Source organism: Streptomyces sp. JK94, from assembly GCF_053613315.1.
Map to the genome: position 1 here is coordinate 395,096 of NZ_JBSICH010000001.1, position 23,194 is coordinate 418,289.

The following is a 23,194-nucleotide window of genomic DNA, read 5'->3' on the forward strand; positions in this document are numbered from 1 at the left end:
GGTGCCGCCCGAGTGGGGGCCGCGCGGGCGGGGACGTGCGTCAGGCCTCCTCGGCGGTCTCCTCGGCGGTCTCCTCCGCGGCCTCGTCGGCGGGGTCCGCGTCCTCCGACGCCTTCGGGTGCTCCGGCAGTTCCGCCGCCAGTGCGGCCGCGGCCTGCACCAGGGGGAGCGCCAGCAGGCCGCCCGCGCCCTCGCCGACGGTCACGCCGTGGGACAGCAGCGGCTCCAGGGCCATGCGGTCCAGTGCCTTGGCCTGGCCGGGCTCCCCGCTGACGTGCGCGGCCAGCCACCAGTCCGGTGCCCGGAAGGCGACCCGCTGCCCGACCAGCGCGCACGCGGCCGTCACGACGCCGTCCAGGATCACCGGCATCTTGCGCACCGCGCTCTGCAGCAGGAAGCCCGTCATCGCGGCGAGGTCGGCGCCGCCCACCGTCGCGAGCAGCTGCAGCTGGTCCCCGAGCACCGGCCGGGCGCGGCGCAGCGCGTCGCGGATCGCCGCGCACTTGCGCATCCAGGCCAGGTCGTCGATGGCCAGCCCGCCCCGCCCGGTGACGACCGACGCGTCGGTCCCGCACAGCGCCGCGACCAGCACCCCCGCCGCCGTCGTCCCGCCCACGCTCACATCGCCGAGCACCACGAGATCCGTGCCGGAGTCGGCCTCCTCGTCGGCCACCGCCATCCCGGCCCGGAAGGCGGCCTCCGCCTCCTGCGGGGTCAGCGCGTCCTCGACGTCGATGCGCCCGCCGCCGCGCCGTACCCGGTGCCGCACGACCTCGGCCGGCAGCGTCTGCGGGTCGCAGTCCAGCGCCATGTCGACGACCCGCACCGGCACACCGAGCCGCCGGGCGAGCACGGACACGGGCCGGCCGCCCTCCAGCACCTCGCGCACCAGCTCGCCCGCACTGCCCGCGGGCCGCGCCGAGACGCCCAGCTCGGCGACCTTGTGGTCACCGGCGAAGAGCACCACCCGAGGCCGGTCGACCGGCCGCACCGGTACGGCGGACTGCGCCGTGGCCAGCCACTCGCCCAGCTCGTCCAGGCGGCCCAGCGACCCGGGCGGGACGACCTGACGCTCCCGGCGCGCCTCGGCGTCGCGGCGCACCCCGCCGTCGGGGCGCTCGATCAGATCGGTGAAGTCGTCGAGATTCAGCGAGCTCATTCGCCGAACAGTACCGGCCCCGGTCGAACAGGACGGCGGGCCCGCCCGCACCGCGCCCGGGCGGCGTCGTTGCACCCCGCAGCCCGATCACCTACGTAACGTTTTGCGCGGATTGTCGTACGTCCCCCTCTCGCGTCGGGAGCCGCCCATGTCCGCACCCCCCGCCCCCTCGGCGCCGCCTCCCCTGCCCCCGGTGCCGCCCGTGCCGCGGTACGGGCCGCACCGCGCGGACTGCCCCTGGTGCGGCTCGCGGCGGCTGCGCACCCGCACGCGCGGCGAGGAAGCCCGGCGGGCCGCACCCGACCGGCCCGTCCTCGACCGGTGCCGGGACTGCCGGCACGCCTTCCACAACCCCTCGCTCGCGGCCGGCCGCCCCGACCATCCGCTGGTCCGGGCCGGCGTGCGGCTGAGACACGGCCTGGCCGCCCGGGCGCTGTTCCGCCGCTGCCCCGAGCCGGAGAGCTGGCTCGACGTGGGCACCGGCGACGCCGACTTCCCCCGCACCGCGCGCGCCCACTTCCCGTACACCTCCTTCGACGGCCTGGACCCCACCCACCGCGTCCTGCGCGCCCGCGCGGTGGAGCGCGTCGAGGAGGCGTTCGTCGGCCGTCTGACGGACCCGCACATCGCGGCCCGCCTCCGGGCCCGCTACGACGTGGTGAGCCTCTTCCAGCACCTGGAGCGCGTCCCCGACCCCCGCGCCGAACTGCGTGCCGCCCTCCACGTGCTCCGCCCCGGCGGCCACCTGCTCGTCGACGTGGCGGACCCGCGCCGCCTGTTCGTCCTCCCGGGCGGCGCCCCGCACCCGGCGGGCCTGCGCGCCGAACTGGCGGGCCAGGGCTGCACGGTGCTCACCGGCCCCCGGACGCACCGGCTCATCGCGCGCAAGGACGCCTCAGCCCCGTAGCACCAGCGCCTGGCCCGCCACCACCAGCAGCACCTGCTCGCACTCGGCCGCGAACGCCGCGTTCAGGCGTCCGAGTTCGTCCCGGTAACGGCGTCCCGACGCGGTGGCCGGGACGATGCCCGAGCCCACCTCGTTCGACACCGCGACCACCGTGCGCCGGGTGGCGCGGACCGCCTCCGTCAGCTCTCGCACCCGGTCCCCGAGGGCCCGTTCGCCGCCGCCGGCCCACTCCGCGTCGTCCCACGCCCCGACCGAGTCCATCGCGTCGGTCAGCCACAGGGACAGGCAGTCGACGAGCAGCGCCGGGCCGTCGTCCTTCAGCAACGGCACCAGGTCGCACGTCTCGGCGGTGCGCCACGCCCCCGGCCGCCGCTCGCGGTGCGCGTGGACCCGCGCCGCCCACTCGGTGTCGCCGCTACGGGAACCCCCGGTCGCGACGTAGAGCACGTCGGGGAAGGCCTCCAGGCGCCGCTCGGCCTCCACCGACTTCCCCGACCGGGCGCCGCCCAGGACGAGGGTGCGCCGCGGTACGTCGGGTACGTCCTCGTAGGCGCCCACCGCCAGCGTCGTCCCGTCCGGCACGGCACGCGCCCCGGCCGCCGCCAGCCGCCGGGCCAGCTCCCGGCCCGGCGGCACGCCGTGGTCCAGGTGGACGGCGACCACGTCCGTCGTCGGCCCCGCGGCGCCCACCGCCCGCAGGCGTGCCAGCGCGTCCGGCCGCCCCACGACGTCCGCGAGGACCATGTCGTACGACTCGGCGCTCTCCTCCAGGCCGGCCGGCGCGCCGCCCGGCGGCAGGTACAGCAGCCGCTGCCCGTCCGGGCCGGTCACGGCGTACCCGGTGCCCGGCGCGTCCAGTGCCACCGCCCGCACCCGGTGCCCGGTCAGCAGCGCCAGCTCCCGGCCGTCCGGCACCCGCCCCGGCTGCGGCAGCCCGGCCGGCACCTCCACCGCGGGGCCGTCGTGCGGGTGCGACAGCAGCGCCAGCCGCACGCCGGCCAGCGAGTGCCCGGCGCGCGCCGCGGCGAACGCGGCGCCGGGCGTCAGGTCGAGCAGCAGCGCTCCGTCCACCAGCAGCGCGGTCGCCGCGCGCGCGTTCTCGCCCTGCGCCGCGGTACACGCCGCGCAGGGACAGTCGGGGCGGGGGAGTCCCGCGGGGGCACCGGTGCCGAGCAGTGTCACGTCCACGCACCGATTTTCCCCGGTGCCCCGGCGACGTGCGCGCCCGAGACCCCCCGAGGAGGGCCGGCGGGCCCCGGCCCATGTCCCCGGGTCTTCCACGACGCACCCGGCGCAGCGCATAGGCTGCGGGCGGAGGCCGGACCGAGATCCGGCCTCCGCCCTGCTTGTGCTCACAGCTTGGAGGCGTACATGGCGGCATGGACGTGGCGGTTCGAGACGGCCGGCGGGACGGAGGTCCAGCCCGCGGTGCAGCCGGAGGAGTTCACCACGCAAGGGGACGCCGAGTCCTGGATCGGTGAGTACTGGAAGGACCTCAAGGAGGGCGGCGCCGACCAGGTGCGGCTGTTCGAGGACTCCACCGAGATCTACGGCCCGATGAGTCTGCACGCGCAGGACGCGCAGGACGGGCAGGACGCGGAGCAGGCGGAGGAGGCCGGGGCCTGACGGGCGGTCGGGGCCGGCCGCGGCCGGCCCCGCCGTCACTGCTCGCCCAGCGTCACCTCGGCGGTGCGCTCGTCCCCGTCGCGGGTGTACGTCACCTCCGTCCGGTCGCCCGGCCGCATCGACGCCAGCGCCTCGGCCAGTGAGGTGATCGTGGTGATCTCCGCGTCGCCCAGCCGGACGACGACGTCCCCGGGACGCAGCCCCGCCTCGTCGGCGGCTGTGCCGTCACCGACCTCGACGACGGCGACGCCCGCGGGCCGGTAGCCGTCGTCGACGACCGTACGGGCGGTGACGCCGAGCGCGGCGCGGCCGGAGTCGGTCACCCGCCCGTCCTCCACGATCTGGTCGGCGACCGTCTTCACCATCGACGCCGGGATGGCGAACCCGATGCCGGGCGCCGCGCTGTCGCCGAGGCCCGGGTCGGTCGCGGCGAGCGTGGGGATGCCGACGACCTCGCCGTCGAGGTTGACCAGGGCGCCCCCGCTGTTGCCCGGGTTGATGGCGGCGGACGTCTGCACCATGTTGCCGATGGTCGCGCCCGTACCGCCCCCGCCGCGGCCCTCGGTGACGGTCCGTCCGGTCGCCGACACGATGCCCTGCGTGACGCTGGAGGACAGGCCGAGCGGCGAGCCCATCGCCAGTACGATCTGCCCGACCTCGACCTTCGCGGAGTCCCCGATGCGGGCCGCCTTCGTGCCGTCGGGCATCCCGTCCAGCTTGATGACGGCGAGGTCCTGCTCGGGATAGGAGGACACCAGCGCGGCGTCGAGGGCTTCCCCGGTCCGGGCGGTCGTCACCCGGAAGGTCCTGCTGTCCCCGACGACGTGCGCGTTGGTGACGACGTGCCCCTGGTCGTCGTAGACGATCCCCGAGCCCAGGGAGCCGCCCGCCTGGATCTGCACGACCGACGGGAGTACGTCGTTGATGACCCGCTGGTAGTCGGCCTGCAGGTCGTTGGCGGCGCGGGGTGCCGCGGCCCGGGCCGTGGCGCCCTCCCGTTCGCCGGGGGCACCGGATCCGGCGTCGGAGCAGCCGGCGGCGAACAGCAGGGAGCAGGCCAGCGCGGTGACCGGGCCGGGCCGCCCCGCCCGGCGGGTACGGGAAGCGTCCATGCCCCGAGTCTCACCGCGCGCCACGGTCCCGGCTCCCCCGGATCCCCCGAACGGGCGCCGAGCCGCCGGACCCGCCGCGCGACACCCTGCCCGCACGCCCGCACGCCGTCCTCCCGCACGCCGCCCTCCCGGCGACGACGGGAAGCGGGGGAGGGAGCCGGGGGAGGGAGCCGGAGGGAGAGCGTCGGGCAGGTGCCCCTAGCCCCGCACCCCGCACAGGTGCAGCAGCGCCGCGACCCCGCGGTACGGGTCGGTCCGGCCCGCCCGCTCCTCGACGGCCAGCAGGGTCTCCAGGTCGTCCGGGACCGGGGCGCCGTCGGGCGCCGTGTCCGTGAAGACCCCGACGCCGTACCAGGTGTGCAGCGGGGCGCCGATGCCCGCGAGCTTCGCCGTCAGTGTGGCCAGCCGGTCCGCGCGGACCTCGGGGCCGAGGCGGGGCGGGGTCACCCCGTCCGATTCCGCCCGGGAGCGGGGGAGGTGGCGGGTGGCGTCGAAGGCGGCCAGCGCCCCCGCCCACTCGCCGTACAGGCCCGGACGCATGGCGAGCGCGTCACCGTTGCGCGCCAGGAGCGACAGCAGACCGCCCTGGGCGAGCATCCGCGCCAGTCCCGCGAGCAGCGGGTCGGGCTCCTCGACGTACATGAGCACGCCGTGGCACAGCACCACGTCGAAGCTGCCCGGCAGGAAGTGCACACCGGTGTCCCGGCCGTCGCCCTCGATGATCCGCATCCGCTCCCGGATGCCCTCGGGCTGGCCGGCCAGGGCCTCGCGCGCCGCGGCGATCATCACGGCGTCCCGCTCCAGGCCGGTCACCTGGTGCCCGGCCCGTGCCAGCCGCAGCGCCCGGGCGCCCCGGCCCATGCCGACGTCGAGCACCCGCAGCCGCCTGCCGACCGGGAACCGCCCGGCCATCTGCTCGTCCAGCTGCCGGGCCACCAGCTCCTGCCGTACGACGTCCCGCAGACCGCCCTGGCCGCCGAGCCAGGCGTCGGCGGCCGCGCCCCCGGCGAACGGCGTCGTGCTCAGGGCCGCTCCCCGCGCTTGACCTGGGGCTTGGGCAGCCGGAGCCGGCGCATCTGGAGGGAGCGCATCAGCGCGTAGGCGACGGCACCGCGCCTGCGGTCGTCGGGGAAGCGCTCGGCGAGCCGCTTCTTCAGCCGGAAGCCGCTGACGATCGAGTCCAGCACGATCAGCACGATCACGACCAGCCACAGCAGCAGCGCGACGTTCTGCAGCGAGGCCACCCGGACCATGCTGAGCACGAGGATGACCACCGCCATCGGCAGGAAGTACTCCGCGATGTTGAACCGCGAGTCGACGAAGTCGCGCGCGAACTTGCGGACCGGGCCCTTGTCGCGGGCCGGCAGGTACCGCTCGTCGCCGCTCGCCAGCGCCTCGCGCTGCTTGGCCAGTGCGGTCCGGCGCTGCTCGCGCTGGCGCTTGGCGGCCTCCTTGCGCGTCATCGGCGTACTGGCGACACTGCGGCGCTGGGACTGGGCCGCACTGCGCTTGGGCGTCGGCCTCCCCTTCGGGGCCTGCGGGTCGCGGGGCTGCTTGGAGTCGGTCACCTGCGCGCTGACGGCGCTCTGGGCCTTCTCATCCTTGGCACGGCTACGGAACACAAAACCCAAGGGTACGGGGTGCGGGCGGGTGGGCCCCAGTCCGGTGGGGAACGATCCGGCAACGCCGGTCGTCCGTAAGGGGGACGGAGGGGATGTCGCGTGCCGCCTCGGACACCCGGTCATTCCGGACAACCCGGGGAGCACCTACTCCCTACGCCGGACCGGGAGCGTTCGCAGTCGTCCTTGGGGATGAGCGCATCCGTCCCCGAACAGTGCGGTAATGGATGCAGGGCCCGTACTGTGGGTTCTGTTGCAGTCGCTGGAGCTGGAGTCGGTCAGAAGGGGGCGCGCGAAGCCCATGAGCGGTGTCATGAAGCGTATGGGGATGATCTTCCGCGCGAAGGCCAACAAGGCCCTTGACCGGGCCGAGGACCCGCGCGAGACCCTCGATTACTCGTACCAGAAACAGCTGGAGCTGCTGCAGAAGGTGCGCCGCGGCGTCGCCGACGTGGCGACCAGCCGCAAGCGCCTGGAGCTCCAGCTCAACCAGCTCCAGTCCCAGTCGTCCAAGCTGGAGGAGCAGGGCCGCAAGGCGTTGGCGCTGGGCCGCGAGGACCTGGCCCGCGAGGCGCTCTCCCGGCGCGCCGCGCTCCAGCAGCAGGTCACCGACCTGGAGACGCAGCACGCCACCCTCCAGGGCGAGGAGGAGAAGCTCACCCTGGCGGCCCAGCGCCTGCAGGCCAAGGTGGACGCCTTCCGCACGAAGAAGGAGACCATCAAGGCCACCTACACGGCCGCCCAGGCGCAGACCCGTATCGGCGAGGCGTTCTCCGGCATCTCCGAGGAGATGGGCGACGTGGGCCTGGCCATCCAGCGCGCCGAGGACAAGACCGCCCAGCTCCAGGCCCGGGCCGGCGCCATCGACGAACTGCTCGCCTCCGGCGCCCTGGACGACCAGTCCGGCATGCGCAAGGACGACATCCAGGCCGAGCTGGACCGGCTCTCCGGTGGTACGGATGTGGAGCTGGAACTGCAGCGCATGAAGGCCGAGCTGGCCGGGGGCTCCACCTCCGACCGGCAGGCCATCGAGGGCGGGCAGGATCAGGGCCGTCCGCAGTCCCAGCAGCAGCCGCAGGACACCCCGCGCTTCGACAAGCAGTAGGCCACGCCTAGGAGGGCGACATGATCGTACGGATCATGGGGGAGGGCCAGCTGACGCTGGCCGACGGCCGTCTCGCCGATCTGACCACGCTGGACGACGAGCTCCTGGCCGAGATGGACAACGGCGACGGCCCCGGCTTCCGCGGGACCCTCCAGGCCCTCCTGGCCAAGGTCCGCGAGCTGGGCGAGCCGCTGCCGGACGACGCCCTGGAGCCGTCCGACCTCATCCTCCCGTCGCCGGACGCGACCCTGGAGGAGGTCCGGGAGCTGCTGGGCGACGACGGCCTCATCCCGGACGGTGCCTGACGGACACCGGCCTGCGCCGGCCCGCCCGGCGGCCGAGGACGCCGAGGACGAGGCCGCCGGGGCCGGGGTGGGGGTCCGGGGGCGCGGCCCCGCGCCGACGCCCGGTACCCGCCGGCCCACCCGGACCACCCGCCCGCGCCAGCTACCGTGAAGCGCCGTGAGCACCCTCGCCCGCGCCCGCTGCACCCTCGGCGCCCACCCCTCCGCCCTGGACGCCGGCCTCGCGGCGGCCGTCCTGCTGTGCATGGTCGCCGGCTCCTTCGTGGACCCGCACGACCCCGAGGGCGTCACCTGGGGCCTGCGGACCCCCGACGTCCTCAGCCTGGTCCTCATGGCCGTCGGCGCCGCCGCGCTGGCCTTCCGGCGGCGTGCTCCGCTGACGGTCCTCGCGGTCACCGGCTCCGTCTCCGTCGTCGAAAGCGTCACCGGCGACCCCCGCGCCCCGGTCGTCATGGCGACGGTGGTCGCCCTCTACACCGTCGCCGCCTCCACCGACCGCCCCACCACCTGGCGGGTCGGCCTGCTCACCATGACGGTGCTGACCGGCGCCGCCATGCTGGCCGGGTCCCTGCCCTGGTACGCGCAGGAGAACCTCGCCGTCTTCGCCTGGACCGGCATCGGCGCCAGCGCCGGGGACGCGGTGCGCAGCCGACGCGCCTTCGTCCAGGCCATCCGGGACCGGGCCGAGAAGGCCGAGCGCACCCGCGAGGAGGAGGCCCGCCGCCGCGTCGCCGAGGAGCGGCTGCGCATCGCCCGGGACCTGCACGACGTGGTCGCCCACCACATCGCCCTGGTCAACGTCCAGGCCGGGGTCGCCGCCCATGTCATGGACAAGCGTCCCGACCAGGCCAAGGAGGCCCTCGCCCACGTACGGGCGGCCAGTCGCTCCGCGCTGGACGAGCTGCGGGCCACCGTCGGTCTGCTCCGCCAGTCCGGTGACCCGGAGGCGCCGACCGAGCCCGCTCCCGGCCTGGACCGCCTCGACGAACTCGTGGGCACCTTCCGCAACGCCGGCCTGCGCGTCGAGGTCGCCCGCTCCGACCAGGGCGCCCCCCTGCCCGCCGCCGTCGACCTGGCCGCGTACCGCATCATCCAGGAGGCGCTGACCAACGTGCAGAAGCACGCCGGCACCCGGGCCAAGGCCGAGGTCAGCGTCGTACGGGTGGGGCCGAACGTCGAGGTCACCGTGCTCGACGACGGTGCCGCCGGGGACGTCGCCCCGCCCGGCACCGGAACCGGCCCAGGCACCGGCACCGACGGCGGCGGCCACGGCCTGCTCGGCATGCGCGAGCGCGTCACCGCCGTGCGCGGCACCCTCACCACCGGTCCCCGCTACGGAGACGGTTTCCGGGTCCATGCGATCCTGCCGGTCAGGAACCGCACCGATGCCGCGGAGGCCCCCGTATGACGATCCGTGTCCTGCTCGCCGACGACCAGGCGCTGCTGCGCAGCGCCTTCCGGGTGCTGGTCGACTCCGAGCCCGACATGGAGGTGGTGGGGGAGGCGTCCGACGGCGCGGAGGCGGCGCGGATGGCCGCCGAGCAGCGGGCCGACGTGGTGCTGATGGACATCCGGATGCCCGGCACGGACGGGCTCGCCGCCACCCGCATGATCAGCGCCGATCCCTCCCTCGCCCACGTCCGAGTGGTCATCCTGACCACCTTCGAGGTCGACGACTACGTGGTGCAGTCGCTGCGCGCGGGCGCCTCCGGCTTCCTCGGCAAGGGCTCCGAGCCCGAGGAACTGCTCAGCGCGATCCGTGTCGCGGCCGGTGGCGAGGCGCTGCTGTCCCCGGCCGCCACCAAGGGGCTGATCGCCCGCTTCCTCGCCCAGGAGGGCACGGCCGGCGAGGAGCGCGACCCCGCCCGCGCCGAACGGCTGGAGACACTGACCGTGCGCGAGCGCGAGGTGCTGGTCCAGGTCGCGGGCGGGCTCTCCAACGACGAGATCGCCGAGCGGCTGGAGGTCAGCCCGCTCACCGTGAAGACGCACGTCAACCGGGCCATGGCCAAGCTGGGCGCCCGCGACCGGGCCCAGCTCGTCGTCATCGCGTACGAATCCGGGCTGGTACGTCCGAGGGTGGAGTGACCCAGGTCCGGGCGTACTGCGGCCGGAGTACGCGCCGGATGAGGAAATGGACCTGGGGCCTAGGGAACCGGGCGCGCGCATGGCTCAGGGTGTGGGGATGGGCGCCCGCCTGTGAGCCCGTGGCACTCACGTCCGGCGCCCACACGCGCTCCGTCCCCCGCCCGGCCACAGAAGAGAGACCCTGATCCATGTCCTGGCTGTCAAGATTCAGCCTCGCCCAACGGGCCCTGACAGGCCTGGTGTCGATCGTCGCGCTCGTCTTCGGCGCGATAGCCGTTCCCCAGCTCAAGCAGCAGCTGCTGCCCACCATCGAACTCCCCGTGGTGTCCGTGCTGGCGCCGTATCAGGGCGCCTCGCCGGACGTGGTCGAGAAGCAGGTCGTCGAACCGATCGAGGACGGCCTCGAAGCCGTCGACGGGATCTCGGGCATCACCTCGACGGCCAGTGAGGGCAACGCCGTCATCATGGCGTCCTTCGACTACGGCAACGGCACCCAGCAGCTCGTCGCCGACGTCCAGCAGGCCGTCAACCGGGCCCGCGCCCAGCTACCGGACGACGTGGACCCGCAGGTCGTCTCCGGTTCGACCGACGACATCCCGACCGTCGTCCTCGCCGTCACCTCCGACAAGGACCAGCAGGCCCTGGCCGACCAGCTGGACAAGACGGTCGTCACCGAACTGAAGGACATCGACGGCGTCGCCCAGGTCGTGGTCGACGGCGTCCGCGACCTCCAGGTCACCGTCACCCCCGACCCGGCGAAGCTCGCCAGGGCCGGCGTGGCCCCCCAGGTACTCGCCCAGTCCCTCCAGGCCGGCGGCGCGACCGTCCCCGCGGGCTCCTTCGACGAGGCCGGCGCCAACCGCACCGTCCAGGTCGGCGGCGGCTTCACCTCGTTGCGGCAGATCCAGGACCTCATGATCACCGGCGAGGGCGTCGACGAGCCGGTCCGCCTCGGCGACGTCGCCACCGTCGTGGAGGAGGAGGCCAGGGCCGACTCCCTCACCCGCACCAACGGCGAGCCGAGCCTCTCCGTCGCCGTCACGATGGACCGCGACGGCAGCGCGGTCGCCATCTCGGACGCCGTCGAGGACAAGCTCCCCGGCCTGCGCGAGCAGCTCGGCTCCGGGGCGACGCTCACCGTCGTCAGCGACCAGGGCCCGGCGGTGTCCAAGGCCATCTCGGGTCTGACCACCGAGGGCGGGCTGGGTCTGCTCTTCGCCGTCCTGGTCATCCTGGTCTTCCTGGCGTCGATCCGCTCCACCCTGGTCACCGCGGTCTCCATCCCGCTGTCGGTGGTGCTCGCCCTGATCGTCCTGTGGACGCGCGACCTGTCGCTGAACATGCTGACGCTGGGCGCGCTGACCATCGCCGTCGGCCGGGTCGTCGACGACTCGATCGTGGTCCTGGAGAACATCAAGCGGCACCTCGGCTACGGCGGGGAGCGCCAGGAGGCCATCCTCAGGGCGGTCCGCGAGGTCGCCGGAGCGGTCACCTCCTCCACGCTCACCACGGTGGCCGTGTTCCTGCCGATCGGGCTGGTCGGCGGCATGGTCGGCGAGCTGTTCGGCTCCTTCAGCCTGACCGTCACCGCCGCGCTGCTGGCCTCCCTGCTGGTGTCGCTGACGGTCGTCCCGGTGCTGTCGTACTGGTTCCTGCGCCCGCCGAAGGGCACCCCCGAGGACGCGGCCGAGGCCCGTCGGCTGGCCGAGGAGAAGGAGGCGAAGAGCCGCCTGCAGCGCTTCTACGTCCCCGTCCTGCGCTTCGCCACCCGCCGCCGCCTGACCAGCGTGGCCGTCGCGGTCGTCGTCCTGCTCGGCACGTTCGGCATGGCGCCGCTGCTGAAGACGAACTTCTTCGACCAGGGCGACCAGAAGGTCCTCAGCATCAAGCAGGAGCTGAAGCCCGGCACCAGCCTGAGCGCGACGAACGCCCAGGCCGAGAAGGTCGAGAAGCTGCTCGGCGACACCGAGGGCGTCAAGGACTTCCAGGTCACCATCGGCTCCTCCGGCTTCATGGCGGCCTTCGGCGGCGGCACGGACACCAACCAGGCCTCGTACCAGCTCATGCTGGAGGACTCGGCGTCCGCCGAGGACGTCCGGGACCACATCGAGGACGGGCTCGCGAAGCTCGACGGCATCGGCACCACCACCGTCGCCGCCGGTGACGGTTTCGGCAGCCAGGACCTGAGCGTCGTGGTCAAGGCCGCCGACGCGCAGGTGCTCCGCGAGGCCTCCGAGAAGGTCCGCGAGACGGTCGCCGGGCTCGACGACGTCACCGACGTCACCAGCGACCTGGCGCAGAGCGTCCCGCGCATCTCGGTCAAGGCCGACGCCCGTGCCGCCGAGGCCGGGTTCAACGACCAGACGCTCGGCGCGGCCGTCGCCCAGGCGGTGCGCGGCACCCCGGCCGCCAAGGCGGTCCTCGACGACACCGAGCGCGACGTCGTCATCAGGTCGGCCCGGCCGGCCGCGACGCTGGCCCAGCTGAAGGCCCTCGACCTGGGCCCGGCCAAGCTCGGCGACATCGCCGCGGTCGAGCTGGTGGACGGCCCGGTGTCGATGACCCGCATCGACGGACAGCGCGCGGCGACCGTCACGGCCAGGCCGACCGGCGACAACACCGGCGCGGTGGGCACGGAACTCCAGTCGGAGATCGACGGGCTGGACCTGCCGGCCGGCGCCACGGCCGAGATCGGCGGCGTCACCGCCGACCAGGACGAGGCGTTCGCCAACCTGGGCCTGGCCATGCTCGCGGCGATCGCGATCGTCTTCATGCTGCTGGTCGGCACCTTCCGGTCGCTGGCCCAGCCGCTGATCCTGCTGGTGTCGATCCCGTTCGCGGCGACCGGCGCGATCGGCCTGCTGCTGGTGACGGGCACCCCCATGGGCGTCCCGGCGATGATCGGCATGCTGATGCTGATCGGCATCGTGGTCACCAACGCGATCGTGCTGATCGACCTGATCAACCAGTACCGCGCGCAGGGCCACGGCGTCGTCGAGGCGGTGATCGAGGGAGGCCGGCACCGTCTGCGGCCCATCCTCATGACGGCCCTGGCGACGATCTTCGCCCTGCTCCCGATGGCGCTGGGCGTCACCGGCGAGGGCGGTTTCATCGCGCAGCCGCTGGCGGTGGTGGTGATCGGCGGCCTGATCACCTCGACCCTGCTGACCCTGCTGCTGGTCCCGACGCTCTACGCGATGCTGGAACTGCGCAAGGAGCGGCGCGCGAGGAAGCGGGCGGCGAAGCGGGGCGGTGTGCCGCCGCAGGCCGGGGCCCCCGAGGAGACGGAGCCGGCGCAGGCCTGAGCCCTCCGGAAACGGCTGCGGCCCCGCCCGGCACCGAAGGCGGCCGGGCGGGGCCGCAGCCGGGGGAGGCGGCACGCGCGCGGGGCGGGGAGCACCTCTTACGGCAGCGCCAGCATCCGCTCCAGCGCCAGCTTCGCGAACGCCTCGGTCTCCTTGTCGACCTCGATGCGGTTGACGAGGGTGCCCTCGGCCAGCGACTCCAGCGCCCAGACCAGGTGCGGCAGGTCGATGCGGTTCATGGTCGAGCAGAAGCAGACCGTCCTGTCGAGGAAGACGATCTCCTTGCCCTCGGGAGCGAAACGGTTCGCCAGCCGTCGGACCAGGTTCAGCTCCGTCCCGATGGCCCACTTGGAACCGGCCGGGGCCGCCTCCAGCGCCTTGATGATGTACTCGGTCGAGCCGACGTGATCCGCCGCCGCGACGACCTCGTGCCGGCACTCGGGGTGCACCAGGACGTTCACGCCCGGTATGCGCTCGCGCACGTCGTTCACCGAGTCGAGGCTGAAGCGGCCGTGCACCGAGCAGTGCCCCCGCCACAGGATCATCTTCGCGGCGCGCAGCTCCTCGGCGGTCAGCCCACCGTTCGGCTTGTGCGGGTTGTAGAGGACGCAGTCCTCCAGGGACATGCCCATGTCCCGCACCGCGGTGTTGCGGCCCAGGTGCTGGTCGGGCAGGAACAGCACCTTCTCGCCCTGCTCGAAGGCCCAGTCCAGGGCCCGCCGGGCGTTGGAGGAGGTGCAGATGGTGCCGCCGTGCTTGCCCGTGAACGCCTTGATGTCCGCGGACGAGTTCATGTACGAGACGGGCACGACCTGCTCGGCGATCCCGGCCTCGGTCAGCACGTCCCAGCACTCGGCGACCTGCTCGGCGGTGGCCATGTCCGCCATGGAGCAGCCGGCCGCCAGGTCGGGCAGGACCACCTTCTGGTCGTCGGCGGTCAGGATGTCGGCCGACTCCGCCATGAAGTGCACGCCGCAGAAGACGATGTACTCGGCCTCCGGGCGCGCGGCCGCGTCCCGGGCCAGCTTGAAGGAGTCACCCGTGACGTCGGCGAACTGGATGACCTCGTCCCGCTGGTAGTGGTGACCGAGCACGAAGACCTTGTCCCCGAGCTTCTCCTTGGCCGCCCGGGCGCGCGCGACCAGGTCCGGGTCGGACGGCGAGGGGAGGTCACCGGGGCACTCCACGCCGCGCTCGCTCCTCGGGTCGGCCTCGCGGCCGAGCAGCAGCAGGGCGAGAGGCGACGGCTGTACGTCGAGCTCCTGGGGTTGGGCGGTGGTCACGACACGCACCCTTTCTACTTTTCGTCGAACTGACGCTATATATCATAACCGGTTCACGTCAGTTTGACGACGGCCATAGTGTCGGTGTGACGTGAATCCCGGTCCGCAGACCGCCGTCCACAGCCGCTGTCCGCCCCCTCGGGCGTGTGCGAGCATGAAGGGAAGGCCGGGGAGACGGATCCGGGTCCGTCGCCGGAATGAATCCGCGGCCCCGTCGGTTGGAACCGTCGGCAAGCAGTCTCCGTACAACCTTGGAGAGATGTAGATGTCCGTATCGGACGAGACCACCACCGTCACCGACGGCATCATCCTGACCGACGCCGCCGCGGCCAAGGTCAAGGCCCTGCTCGACCAGGAAGGCCGTGAGGACCTGGCGCTGCGCGTCGCCGTCCAGCCCGGCGGCTGCTCCGGCCTGCGCTACCAGCTCTTCTTCGACGAGCGCTCGCTCGACGGCGACGTGGTCAAGGACTTCGACGGCGTGAAGGTCACCACCGACCGCATGAGCGCCCCGTACCTCGGCGGCGCCACCATCGACTTCGTGGACACGATCGAGAAGCAGGGCTTCACGATCGACAACCCGAACGCGACGGGCTCCTGCGCCTGCGGCGACTCCTTCAGCTAGGCCGCACGGCGTACGCGCCGCAGTTGGACACAGGGCGGCGGCCCGGGGATCTCCCCGGGCCGCCGCCCTGTCGTCCGCCGGGTGCGTCCGCCGTCACCGGCTCCCGGACGGGGCCGGCAGCCGCGCGCCCGGCTTGTGCACCGGGATGTCCTCGCCGTCCGACCCGACGACCGCCCGGTCGCCGACCGGCTCGTCGAGCCGCACCGTCCGCTCGTACTCCTTCGCGATGAGGATGCAGACCTTCTCCGGACGCGGGGTCTCGGTCACCGTGACCGTCACCTTCCCCGCACTCCCCTTCGCCGCCGCCTCGTAGTCGGCACACACCCCGCCGGTGAAGTGCACGGTCAGCTCCCCGCCCTCGGCCGTGTAGCCGTCGACCCGCACGTCCCGCGGCTTCGACGGCGGCGGGGCCGGCTCGTCGGACAGGGACGGCGAGGCGGGGGCCGCACTGGTCAGGTACTCCGGGTCCACCGCCGGATACGTGACGGTGACGGCGTCACCTCCGCCCGGCGCCCGCACCTCGAACAGCCAGGACGGCACCAGCGTCTGCCGTCCCCGCACCGGATGGGCGGCCAGCCCGAACACCGCGTCCTCGACCGTGACCGTCCGCCGCTCCGGCTTCTCCGGCGCGCCCGTCGGCAGCTCGCAGGGCGCCTCCGCGCGGTCCTGGTGGGGGACGGGGCTCGCACAGCCGCCGATGCCGGCCCCGGTGCCGCCGCCCGGCGCGTTCAGCAGCGCCAGCGTCTCCTCGGCGCCGAGGACGGGGTACGTGTCCCCCTCGGCCGGCGCCGTCATCCGGCCGCTGCCGCCGACCACCTCGCCCTGCGCGCCGACGACCACGCCGGTCGTCCAGCCGTACGTGGGCAGCCCGCCGACCTCGGGTTCGGCGTTCACGGCCCGCCGGGCGCCCATGACCTGGCCGGCGTCCAGCTTGGCGTCGTCCTGGCCCAGCGCCTTCAGCACCGGCGCCGCCGCCTTCTTCGCGGCCGCCTCGCCCACCGGGCTCCCGTCGGCGGGCGAGGCCTTGCACACGGCGCCCTTGGCGCAGTCGTCCGTGCCGGGCGCGTAGCGGTGGAACGTCCAGGTGCCCGGCGCCCGCCTGTCCACCGTGAGCAGTGGACCGGAACCGTCCCCGGCGTTGCCGACCTTCCACGCCCCGCCCCGGACGCGAGGGGTGCCCTCCACGCCGAGCGCCTCGGCCAGGCGGGCCACCTCCTCCGCGCCGACCTCGCCCTCGGCCCGGTACACGGGCGCCGAGGCGGGTCCCTCGGGGAGCGGCCCGTCGGCGCGGTAGGTGACGCCGTACGGGTCGGGTTCGCCCGGCGCGACGCCGTTCGCGCCGCTCGGGGAAGGCGCCCCGGGGCCGTCCAGGGCGAGCGGCGGGGGAGTGCCGTCGCCGGACGCCCCGGACGCCGTACCGCCGTTCGGGTCGCCGGCGGAGGCGGACGTGGCCAGGTAGGCCCCGCCCGCCCCCACCAGCAGCACGGCGGCGGCGACGGACGCGACGACGGCCGCCGTGGGGCGCCGCCCGGCGGGGCGCCCGGCGCCGGCCTCGTCGGTGGCGCCGACGTCCTCGTTGTCCGGTCGCTCGGTGTTCACCGCATCGCTCCTTCGGCTGTGACGGGGGACAGCGATGGGACGCGGTGGGAGAGGATCCGGTTCCCGGCGCCGCCGGGCGCCGTCCGGACGGCCTCAGTCCCCGTAGTCGGACATCCCGTCCAGCAGCCTGGCCGACGTCCGCGGCACCCGCACGCCGTGGATCAGCGAGACGGGGACCGGACGGGTGGCGCCGAGTGCCGGAGTCCCCCAGCGCGGGGCCATCCGGGCGCAGTCACCGCGCAGCGACGCCAGGTCGCCGTCCAGGTCGGCCGGGGCGGGGTCGGCGGTCCTCGGGTTCGTCATGACAGCACCGTAGGCACGTCCCGTACCGCGAAGAAAGTCGTACTACCGGGTAGTTTTGCCTGCTTCGGGTCGGGGGCTCTCCCGGGTAGCGTGAACTGTCAACCCGCCTCCCCCTCAGGAGAGAGTCCACGCCGTGCGCATCGCAGTCACCGGCTCCATCGCCACCGACCACCTCATGACCTTCCCCGGCCGCTTCTCCGACCAGCTCGTCGCGGACCAGCTGCACACGGTCTCGCTCTCCTTCCTGGTCGACCAGCTCGACGTACGCCGGGGCGGGGTCGGCGCGAACATCGCCTTCGGCATGGGCCAGCTCGGCACCCGGCCCGTCCTGGTCGGCGCCGCCGGGCCGGACTTCGGCGAGTACCGGGCCTGGCTGGACCGGCACGGCGTCGACACCGGCTCGGTGCGCATCTCCGAGACGCTGCACACCGCCCGCTTCGTCTGCACCACCGACGCCGACCACAACCAGATCGGCTCCTTCTACACGGGTGCGATGAGCGAGGCCCGCCTCATCGAGCTCAAGACCGTCGCCGACCGGGTCGGCGGCCTCGACCTGGTCTCCATCGGCGCCGACGACCCGGAGGCGATGCTCCGGCACACCGAGGAGTGCCGCACGCGGTCCATCCCCTTCGCCGCCGACTTCTCCCAGCAGATCGCCCGGATGAACGGCGACGAGATCCGGATACTGCTGGACGGGGCGACCTACCTCTTCTCCAACGAGTACGAGAAGGGGCTCATCCAGACCAAGACCGGCTGGAGCGACGAGGAGATCCTCGGCCGGGTCGGCCACCGCGTCACCACCCTCGGCGCGCGGGGCGTCCGCATCGAGCGGGCCGGCGAGGAGACCATCGAGGTCGGTGTCCCGGACGAGGAGCGCAAGGCCGACCCGACCGGCGTCGGCGACGCCTTCCGCGCGGGGTTCCTGTCCGGACTGGCGTGGGGGGTGTCGCTGGAGCGGGCCGCGCAGGTCGGGTGCATGCTGGCGACCCTCGTCATCGAGACGGTGGGGACGCAGGAGTACCAGCTGCGGCGCGGGCACTTCATGGAGCGGTTCACCAAGGCGTACGGGGACGAGGCCGCCGCGGAGGTCCGGACGCACCTGGGCTGACGCCCGGCCCGCGGCCACGCGTCCGCCGGGCGGGGAGCGTGGCCGCGCACGGGACCCGCACGGACACGGCCCGCTCCTTCCGCACGCGCACGGGCACGGACCCGTCCCTTCCGTACACGGCCCCGCTCCTTCCGCGCACGGGCACGGCCCCGCTCCTTCCGCGCACGGGCACGGACCCGTTCCTTCGGCCCGGTCACCTGATCCGGCGGACCAGGTAGCCCGTCCCCTCGTCCGCCGGTTCCTCGCCCACGTACTCCTGCCCCCGCATCTCGCACCACGCCGGGATGTCCAGGCGGGCGGCCTCGTCGTCGGAGAGGACCCGGACCGTGCCGCCGACGGGGACGTCGCCGATGACCTTGGCGAGTTCGATCACCGGGACGGGGCAGCGCCGGCCGATCGCGTCCACGACGAGGCCGTCCCCCGTCTCCGGGGCGGCCGTCGCGGCCACCGGCGCGCCCAGCTTCTCCCGCACGGCGGCCACCGTGCCGGGCAGCACCCGCAGGAAGCGCTCGACGTCCTCGGCGGGCGTCCCCGGCGGCAGCGACACCCGGACGTTCCCCTCGGTGAGCACCCCCATCGCCTTCAGGACGTGGCTGGGCGTCAGGGTGCTGCTCGTGCAGGACGATCCGGAGGAGACCGAGAAGCCCGCACGGTCCAGCTCGTGCAGCAGGGTCTCCCCGTCGGCATAGAGACACGAGAAGGTGACGACACCGGGCAGCCGGCGCGCCGGGTCGCCGACCACCTCCACGTCCGGCACCAGGGCCGGCACCCGCGTCCGGATCCGCTCCGTCAGCTCCCGGAGCCGGTCCGCCTCCTCGGCCGCCTCGGCCCGCACCGCCCGCAGCGACGCCGCCGCGGCCACGATCGCCGGAAGGTTCTCGAACCCGGGCGCCCGGCCCGCCTCGCGCTCGTCCCCCGGTCCCTGCGGCGCGAACCGCACGCCCTTGCGCACGACGAGCAGCCCGACCCCCGACGGCCCGCCCCACTTGTGGGCGCTCGCCGCGAGCAGCGACCAGCCGCCCTCGACCCGCCCCCACGCCAGCGACTGGGCGGCGTCCACCAGCAGCGGCACGCCGGCCGCCCGGCAGGCCTCGGCCACCTCCGCCACCGGCTGCTCGGTGCCCACCTCGTGGTTGGCCGACTGGAGGCAGGCCAGCGCGGTGTCGTCGCGCAGGGCCGCCGCGTACGCCTCCGCATCCACCGCCCCCGCCCGGTCCACGGCGACCTGCGCGACCGTCCCGCCGCCGGCCTCGTGCGCTTCGGCCGCGTGCAGGACGGAGGAGTGTTCGACCGCGGACACGATCAGGTGACGTCCGACGCGACGTCGGCCCGCCAGCGCCCCGGCGACCCCCGCGTGCACCGCCCGCGTTCCCGAAGGGGTGAACACCAGCTCGTCGGTCCGGCACCCCACGGCCTCCGCAGCCGCCTCCCGGGCGGCGTCGAGCAGCAGCCGGGCCCGCCGCCCCTCCCGGTACAGCCGAGCGGGGTCCGCCCACCCCTCGTCGAGGGAGGCCGACAGCGCCTGCCGGGCGACGGGATGGAGGGGGGATGCGGAAGCAGCGTCGAAGTAGGCCACACGGCAACGCTATGACGTCCGGCGGGGACGCGCCGCCGAGGGGTGCGCGACCGTGCCGACGTGCGGCTCCGCCGCGCGGGCGGGGCGGAGCGCGACGTGCCGTCAGCCGCGGAACGCCCCGCCGGAGCGCCCCCGCACGGCGCCCGGTCCCACCCTTCGGAGTGACCGGCGGCGCGTATGCCACCCTCCCCGCGAACCCCCGGAGGGCGTCGGCTAGGGTTTGGTCCGCATAAACATCAAACCCCTGCCCGACGCAGGGCGGCGACCGACCAGCGAGAAGGCCGCAGCCGAACAGCGCGGGCGAGACTCTCGGGAAGGCGCTACGTGAGTCCCAACGGCTCCGACCGCTCGCCGCGGCGCCCGATGCGGCGGAAGCTGCTGCAGGCACTGACCGCGGGCCTGGTCCTGGCGACCGCCACCGGTTGCACATACGAGGACTTCCCCCGCCTCGGCATGCCCACCCCAACCACGGAAGAGGCTCCGCGGATCCTCTCCCTGTGGCAGGGCTCCTGGGCTGCCGCGCTGGCCACCGGCGTGCTGGTGTGGGGCCTGATCCTGTGGAGTTGCTTCTTCCACCGGCGCACCCGCACCAAGGTCGAGGTTCCTCCGCAGAACAGGTACAACCTGCCCATCGAGGCGCTCTACACCATCGTTCCGCTCGTCATCGTCTCGGTGCTGTTCTACTTCACCGCCCGTGACGAGTCCGAGCTTCTGACCCTGAAGAAGAAGCCCGACGTCACGGTCAACGTGGTCGGCTTCCAGTGGAGCTGGTGCTTCAACTACGTCGAGAACGTCGAGGGTTCCTCCGGCGACGCGAAGACCTCCAAGGAACTGGCCGGCATCCCCGACCGGTACAAGGCGGACTTCCCGGCGAACGCCGGCGGCACCTACGACTGCGGTGTCCCGAGCACGCGGAACCCGCAGACCAACAACCCGGGTCCGACCCTCTGGCTCCCCAAGGGCAAGACGGTCCGCTTCGTCCTGACCTCGCGTGACGTCATCCACTCCTTCTGGGTGGTGCCGTTCCTCATGAAGCAGGACGTCATCCCGGGCCACACCAACGCCTTCGAGGTGACTCCCAACAAGGAGGGCACCTTCCTGGGCAAGTGCGCCGAGCTGTGCGGCGTGGACCACTCCCGGATGCTGTTCAACGTGAAGGTCGTCTCTCCGGAGCGCTACGAGCAGCACCTCCAGGACCTCGTGAAGAAGGGGCAGACCGGTTACGTCCCCGCCGGCATCGAGCAGGCGGGCCACGAGAAGAACCGGGAGTCGAACATCCTGTGAGCATCCTCAACGAACCCCAGGGTGCCGCGGCAGGGTCCCACTATGAGGACGAGCTGCCGGTCCGGCGCCAGAGGCGTGGCGAAATCGTGGTCAAGTGGCTGACGACCACGGACCACAAGACGATCGGCACGCTGTACCTGGTGACGTCGTTCGCGTTCTTCCTGATCGGCGGCGTGATGGCGCTCTTCATGCGCGCCGAGCTGGCCCGGCCGGGTCTGCAGATCATGTCGAACGAGCAGTTCAACCAGGCGTTCACGATGCACGGCACGATCATGCTGCTGATGTTCGCGACGCCGCTGTTCGCCGGCTTCGCGAACTGGATCATGCCGCTGCAGATCGGCGCGCCGGACGTGGCCTTCCCGCGGCTGAACATGTTCGCCTACTGGCTGTACCTGTTCGGCTCGACGATCGCGGTGGGCGGCTTCCTGACCCCGCAGGGCGCGGCCGACTTCGGCTGGTTCGCGTACTCGCCGCTGTCCGACGCGGTGCACTCGCCGGGTATCGGCGGTGACCTGTGGATCATGGGTCTGGCCTTCTCCGGCTTCGGCACCATCCTCGGCTCGGTCAACTTCATCACCACGATCATCTGCATGCGCGCGCCGGGCATGACCATGTTCCGCATGCCGATCTTCACCTGGAACGTGCTGCTGACCGGTGTGCTGGTCCTGCTCGCCTTCCCGGTGCTGGCCGCGGCCCTGTTCGCGCTGGAGGCGGACCGCAAGTTCGGCGCCCACATCTTCGACTCGGCCAACGGCGGAGCCCTGCTGTGGCAGCACCTCTTCTGGTTCTTCGGGCATCCCGAGGTGTACATCATCGCGCTGCCGTTCTTCGGCATCGTCAGTGAGATCATTCCGGTCTTCTCCCGGAAGCCGATCTTCGGCTACATGGGCCTGATCGCCGCGACGATCGCGATCGCCGGTCTGTCGGTGACGGTGTGGGCGCACCACATGTACGTCACGGGCGGTGTGCTCCTGCCGTTCTTCTCGTTCATGACCTTCCTGATCGCGGTCCCGACCGGTGTGAAGTTCTTCAACTGGATCGGCACCATGTGGAAGGGGTCGATCAGCTTCGAGACCCCGATGCTCTGGTCCACCGGCTTCCTGATCACCTTCCTCTTCGGTGGTCTGACCGGTGTCATCCTGGCCTCGCCGCCGCTGGACTTCCACGTCTCGGACTCGTACTTCGTGGTGGCGCACTTCCACTACGTGGTGTTCGGCACGGTGGTGTTCGCGATGTTCGCCGGCTTCCACTTCTGGTGGCCGAAGTTCACCGGCAAGCTGCTGGACGAGCGCCTGGGCAAGATCACCTTCTGGACGCTGTTCATCGGCTTCCACGGCACGTTCCTCGTCCAGCACTGGCTGGGCGCCGAGGGCATGCCGCGCCGGTACGCCGACTACCTGGCGGCCGACGGCTTCACGGCCCTGAACACGATCTCGACGATCAGCTCGTTCCTGCTCGGCATGTCGATGCTGCCGTTCCTCTACAACATCTGGAAGACGGCCAAGTACGGCAAGCCGGTCAACGTGGACGACCCGTGGGGCTACGGACGTTCGCTGGAGTGGGCGACCTCCTGCCCGCCCCCGCGGCACAACTTCCTCACGCTGCCGCGTATCCGCAGTGAATCTCCGGCCTTCGACCTGCACCACCCGGAGATCTCCGCGCTCGACCAGCTGGAGAACGTCGGTGACGGCGAGAAGGCCCTCGCCGGCGGCAAGGAGGCCGGCAAGTGAAGATCCAGGGCAAGCTCTTCATCTGGCTGAGCGTCTTCATCCTGGCCGTCGCGATCGTCTACGGCTACTGGTCGAAGGAGCCGGCCGGCACCACGGCCCTCTTCCTGGCCTTCGGTCTGGCCCTCATGATCGGCTTCTACCTGGCCTTCACGGCCAAGCGGGTCGACGCCGGTGCCCAGGACGACAAGGAAGCGGACGTCGCGGACGAAGCCGGCGAGGTCGGGTTCTTCAGCCCGCACAGCTGGCAGCCGCTGGCGCTCGGCATCGGCGGCGCGTTCGCCTTCCTGAGCGTGGCGATCGGCTGGTGGCTCATGTTCTTCTCCGCGCCGATCATCCTGGTCGGCCTGTTCGGCTGGGTCTTCGAGTACTACCGCGGTGAGAACCGCACCCAGTAGCACGCGCCGAGCGCCGAGGGGCCCGGACACTCCGTCAGGAGCGTCCGGGCCCTTCGTCTGCCGTACTC

21 protein-coding genes are annotated in these 23,194 nt (G+C 73.1%); 12 read left to right on the top strand and 9 right to left on the bottom strand.

Features of this window, described 5'->3' with window-relative positions; translation table 11 throughout:
• Positions 1–40 precede the first annotated feature (40 nt).
• A complete protein-coding gene (gene cobT / locus ACVV2G_RS01880) occupies positions 41–1,159 on the bottom strand; it encodes a nicotinate-nucleotide--dimethylbenzimidazole phosphoribosyltransferase (RefSeq protein ID WP_453840760.1) in 1,119 nt (372 codons plus the stop codon).
• 148 nt (positions 1,160–1,307) lie between these two features.
• Between cobT and ACVV2G_RS01885 the strand changes: the two genes are divergently transcribed.
• A complete protein-coding gene (locus ACVV2G_RS01885) occupies positions 1,308–2,066 on the top strand; it encodes a class I SAM-dependent methyltransferase (RefSeq protein ID WP_453840761.1) in 759 nt (252 codons plus the stop codon).
• Here the strand turns inward: ACVV2G_RS01885 and ACVV2G_RS01890 are convergent.
• Positions 2,055–3,254 (bottom strand): bifunctional adenosylcobinamide kinase/adenosylcobinamide-phosphate guanylyltransferase, encoded by a 1,200-nt coding sequence (locus tag ACVV2G_RS01890; protein WP_453840762.1) that lies wholly within the window; start codon positions 3,252–3,254, stop codon positions 2,055–2,057. The genes ACVV2G_RS01885 and ACVV2G_RS01890 overlap by 12 nt on opposite strands.
• Positions 3,255–3,437: 183 nt before the next feature.
• Here ACVV2G_RS01890 and ACVV2G_RS01895 point away from each other — a divergent pair, with 183 nt between their 5' ends.
• Positions 3,438–3,692, top strand: a complete 255-nt coding sequence (locus ACVV2G_RS01895; protein ID WP_453840763.1) for a hypothetical protein — start codon at positions 3,438–3,440, stop codon at positions 3,690–3,692.
• Positions 3,693–3,727: 35 nt separating this feature from the next.
• Here ACVV2G_RS01895 and ACVV2G_RS01900 read toward each other — a convergent pair whose 3' ends face one another.
• From ACVV2G_RS01900 to ACVV2G_RS01910, 3 genes are all read right to left on the bottom strand, one after another.
• A complete protein-coding gene (locus ACVV2G_RS01900) occupies positions 3,728–4,804 on the bottom strand; it encodes a S1C family serine protease (RefSeq protein WP_453840764.1) in 1,077 nt (358 codons plus the stop codon).
• Positions 4,805–5,002: 198 nt separating this feature from the next.
• Positions 5,003–5,740, bottom strand: a complete 738-nt coding sequence (locus ACVV2G_RS01905) for a class I SAM-dependent methyltransferase (RefSeq protein ID WP_453840765.1) — start codon at positions 5,738–5,740, stop codon at positions 5,003–5,005.
• Between the two features lie 86 nt (positions 5,741–5,826).
• Positions 5,827–6,549 (bottom strand): DUF3043 domain-containing protein, encoded by a 723-nt coding sequence (locus tag ACVV2G_RS01910; RefSeq protein WP_453840980.1) that lies wholly within the window; start codon positions 6,547–6,549, stop codon positions 5,827–5,829.
• A gap of 187 nt (positions 6,550–6,736) precedes the next feature.
• Between ACVV2G_RS01910 and ACVV2G_RS01915 the strand changes: the two genes are divergently transcribed.
• The 5 genes from ACVV2G_RS01915 to ACVV2G_RS01935 all read left to right on the top strand — a co-directional run bounded on the left by ACVV2G_RS01915 (position 6,737) and on the right by ACVV2G_RS01935 (position 13,226).
• Positions 6,737–7,528, top strand: coding sequence for a PspA/IM30 family protein (locus ACVV2G_RS01915; protein ID WP_453840766.1), 792 nt, complete (start codon positions 6,737–6,739; stop codon positions 7,526–7,528).
• 20 nt (positions 7,529–7,548) lie between these two features.
• On the top strand, positions 7,549–7,833 hold the full coding sequence (gene pspAA / locus ACVV2G_RS01920) for a PspA-associated protein PspAA (protein WP_453840767.1): 285 nt from the start codon (positions 7,549–7,551) through the stop codon (positions 7,831–7,833).
• A gap of 157 nt (positions 7,834–7,990) precedes the next feature.
• Positions 7,991–9,241 carry a sensor histidine kinase gene (locus tag ACVV2G_RS01925; protein ID WP_453840768.1) on the top strand — a complete coding sequence of 417 codons (1,251 nt, stop codon included), beginning with the start codon at positions 7,991–7,993 and terminating at the stop codon, positions 9,239–9,241.
• Positions 9,238–9,921 carry a response regulator gene (locus ACVV2G_RS01930; RefSeq protein ID WP_453840769.1) on the top strand — a complete coding sequence of 228 codons (684 nt, stop codon included), beginning with the start codon at positions 9,238–9,240 and terminating at the stop codon, positions 9,919–9,921. The genes ACVV2G_RS01925 and ACVV2G_RS01930 overlap by 4 nt, the downstream gene beginning before the upstream one ends.
• A gap of 188 nt (positions 9,922–10,109) precedes the next feature.
• Complete coding sequence (locus tag ACVV2G_RS01935; RefSeq protein WP_453840770.1) at positions 10,110–13,226, top strand: efflux RND transporter permease subunit; 3,117 nt, start codon at positions 10,110–10,112, stop codon at positions 13,224–13,226.
• 98 nt (positions 13,227–13,324) lie between these two features.
• On the opposite strand, the gene nadA is transcribed toward ACVV2G_RS01935, so the two are convergent.
• Positions 13,325–14,509 carry a quinolinate synthase NadA gene (nadA, locus tag ACVV2G_RS01940; RefSeq protein WP_453840771.1) on the bottom strand — a complete coding sequence of 395 codons (1,185 nt, stop codon included), beginning with the start codon at positions 14,507–14,509 and terminating at the stop codon, positions 13,325–13,327.
• Between the two features lie 265 nt (positions 14,510–14,774).
• Here nadA and ACVV2G_RS01945 point away from each other — a divergent pair, with 265 nt between their 5' ends.
• Positions 14,775–15,131, top strand: a complete 357-nt coding sequence (locus tag ACVV2G_RS01945) for an iron-sulfur cluster assembly accessory protein (RefSeq protein ID WP_053129615.1) — start codon at positions 14,775–14,777, stop codon at positions 15,129–15,131.
• Positions 15,132–15,224: 93 nt separating this feature from the next.
• Here the strand turns inward: ACVV2G_RS01945 and ACVV2G_RS01950 are convergent, their stop codons facing one another.
• Both ACVV2G_RS01950 and ACVV2G_RS01955 read right to left on the bottom strand, forming a co-directional pair.
• Entirely contained in the window at positions 15,225–16,730 is a 1,506-nt protein-coding gene (locus ACVV2G_RS01950) for a hypothetical protein (protein ID WP_453840772.1), read from the bottom strand.
• Between the two features lie 93 nt (positions 16,731–16,823).
• The gene (locus ACVV2G_RS01955; RefSeq protein WP_453840773.1) at positions 16,824–17,033 is read right to left on the bottom strand and encodes a hypothetical protein; all 210 of its coding nucleotides are present in this window, start codon (positions 17,031–17,033) and stop codon (positions 16,824–16,826) included.
• Between the two features lie 133 nt (positions 17,034–17,166).
• Between ACVV2G_RS01955 and ACVV2G_RS01960 the strand changes: the two genes are divergently transcribed.
• Positions 17,167–18,141 carry a carbohydrate kinase family protein gene (locus ACVV2G_RS01960; protein WP_453840774.1) on the top strand — a complete coding sequence of 325 codons (975 nt, stop codon included), beginning with the start codon at positions 17,167–17,169 and terminating at the stop codon, positions 18,139–18,141.
• A 193-nt stretch (positions 18,142–18,334) separates the two neighbouring features.
• Here the strand turns inward: ACVV2G_RS01960 and ACVV2G_RS01965 are convergent, their stop codons facing one another.
• Positions 18,335–19,717, bottom strand: coding sequence for a cysteine desulfurase/sulfurtransferase TusA family protein (locus tag ACVV2G_RS01965; RefSeq protein WP_453840775.1), 1,383 nt, complete (start codon positions 19,715–19,717; stop codon positions 18,335–18,337).
• A 324-nt stretch (positions 19,718–20,041) separates the two neighbouring features.
• On the opposite strand from ACVV2G_RS01965, the gene ctaC reads away from it, so the two are divergent.
• From ctaC to ACVV2G_RS01980, 3 genes are read left to right on the top strand one after another with little or no spacing between them, the layout of a single operon-like run.
• The gene (ctaC, locus tag ACVV2G_RS01970; RefSeq protein WP_453840776.1) at positions 20,042–21,001 is read left to right on the top strand and encodes an aa3-type cytochrome oxidase subunit II; all 960 of its coding nucleotides are present in this window, start codon (positions 20,042–20,044) and stop codon (positions 20,999–21,001) included.
• The gene (gene ctaD / locus ACVV2G_RS01975) at positions 20,998–22,731 is read left to right on the top strand and encodes an aa3-type cytochrome oxidase subunit I (protein WP_453840777.1); all 1,734 of its coding nucleotides are present in this window, start codon (positions 20,998–21,000) and stop codon (positions 22,729–22,731) included. The genes ctaC and ctaD overlap by 4 nt, the downstream gene beginning before the upstream one ends.
• Entirely contained in the window at positions 22,728–23,126 is a 399-nt protein-coding gene (locus ACVV2G_RS01980; RefSeq protein WP_453840778.1) for a cytochrome c oxidase subunit 4, read from the top strand. Before ctaD ends, ACVV2G_RS01980 begins: the two co-directional genes overlap by 4 nt.
• Positions 23,127–23,194 lie beyond the last annotated feature (68 nt).

Bases quoted from the DNA above. Each gene is read 5' to 3' on its own strand.
- cobT (WP_453840760.1), bottom strand. From the start codon at position 1,159: ATGAGCTCGCTGAATCTCGACGACTTCACCGATCTGATCGAGCGCCCC.
- ACVV2G_RS01885 (WP_453840761.1), top strand. From the start codon at position 1,308: ATGTCCGCACCCCCCGCCCCCTCGGCGCCGCCTCCCCTGCCCCCGGTG.
- ACVV2G_RS01895 (WP_453840763.1), top strand. From the start codon at position 3,438: ATGGCGGCATGGACGTGGCGGTTCGAGACGGCCGGCGGGACGGAGGTC.
- ACVV2G_RS01900 (WP_453840764.1), bottom strand. From the start codon at position 4,804: ATGGACGCTTCCCGTACCCGCCGGGCGGGGCGGCCCGGCCCGGTCACC.
- ACVV2G_RS01910 (WP_453840980.1), bottom strand. From the start codon at position 6,549: ATGACCGGGTGTCCGAGGCGGCACGCGACATCCCCTCCGTCCCCCTTA.
- ACVV2G_RS01915 (WP_453840766.1), top strand. From the start codon at position 6,737: ATGAAGCGTATGGGGATGATCTTCCGCGCGAAGGCCAACAAGGCCCTT.
- pspAA (WP_453840767.1), top strand. From the start codon at position 7,549: ATGATCGTACGGATCATGGGGGAGGGCCAGCTGACGCTGGCCGACGGC.
- ACVV2G_RS01930 (WP_453840769.1), top strand. From the start codon at position 9,238: ATGACGATCCGTGTCCTGCTCGCCGACGACCAGGCGCTGCTGCGCAGC.
- ACVV2G_RS01935 (WP_453840770.1), top strand. From the start codon at position 10,110: ATGTCCTGGCTGTCAAGATTCAGCCTCGCCCAACGGGCCCTGACAGGC.
- ACVV2G_RS01945 (WP_053129615.1), top strand. From the start codon at position 14,775: ATGTCCGTATCGGACGAGACCACCACCGTCACCGACGGCATCATCCTG.
- ACVV2G_RS01955 (WP_453840773.1), bottom strand. From the start codon at position 17,033: ATGACGAACCCGAGGACCGCCGACCCCGCCCCGGCCGACCTGGACGGC.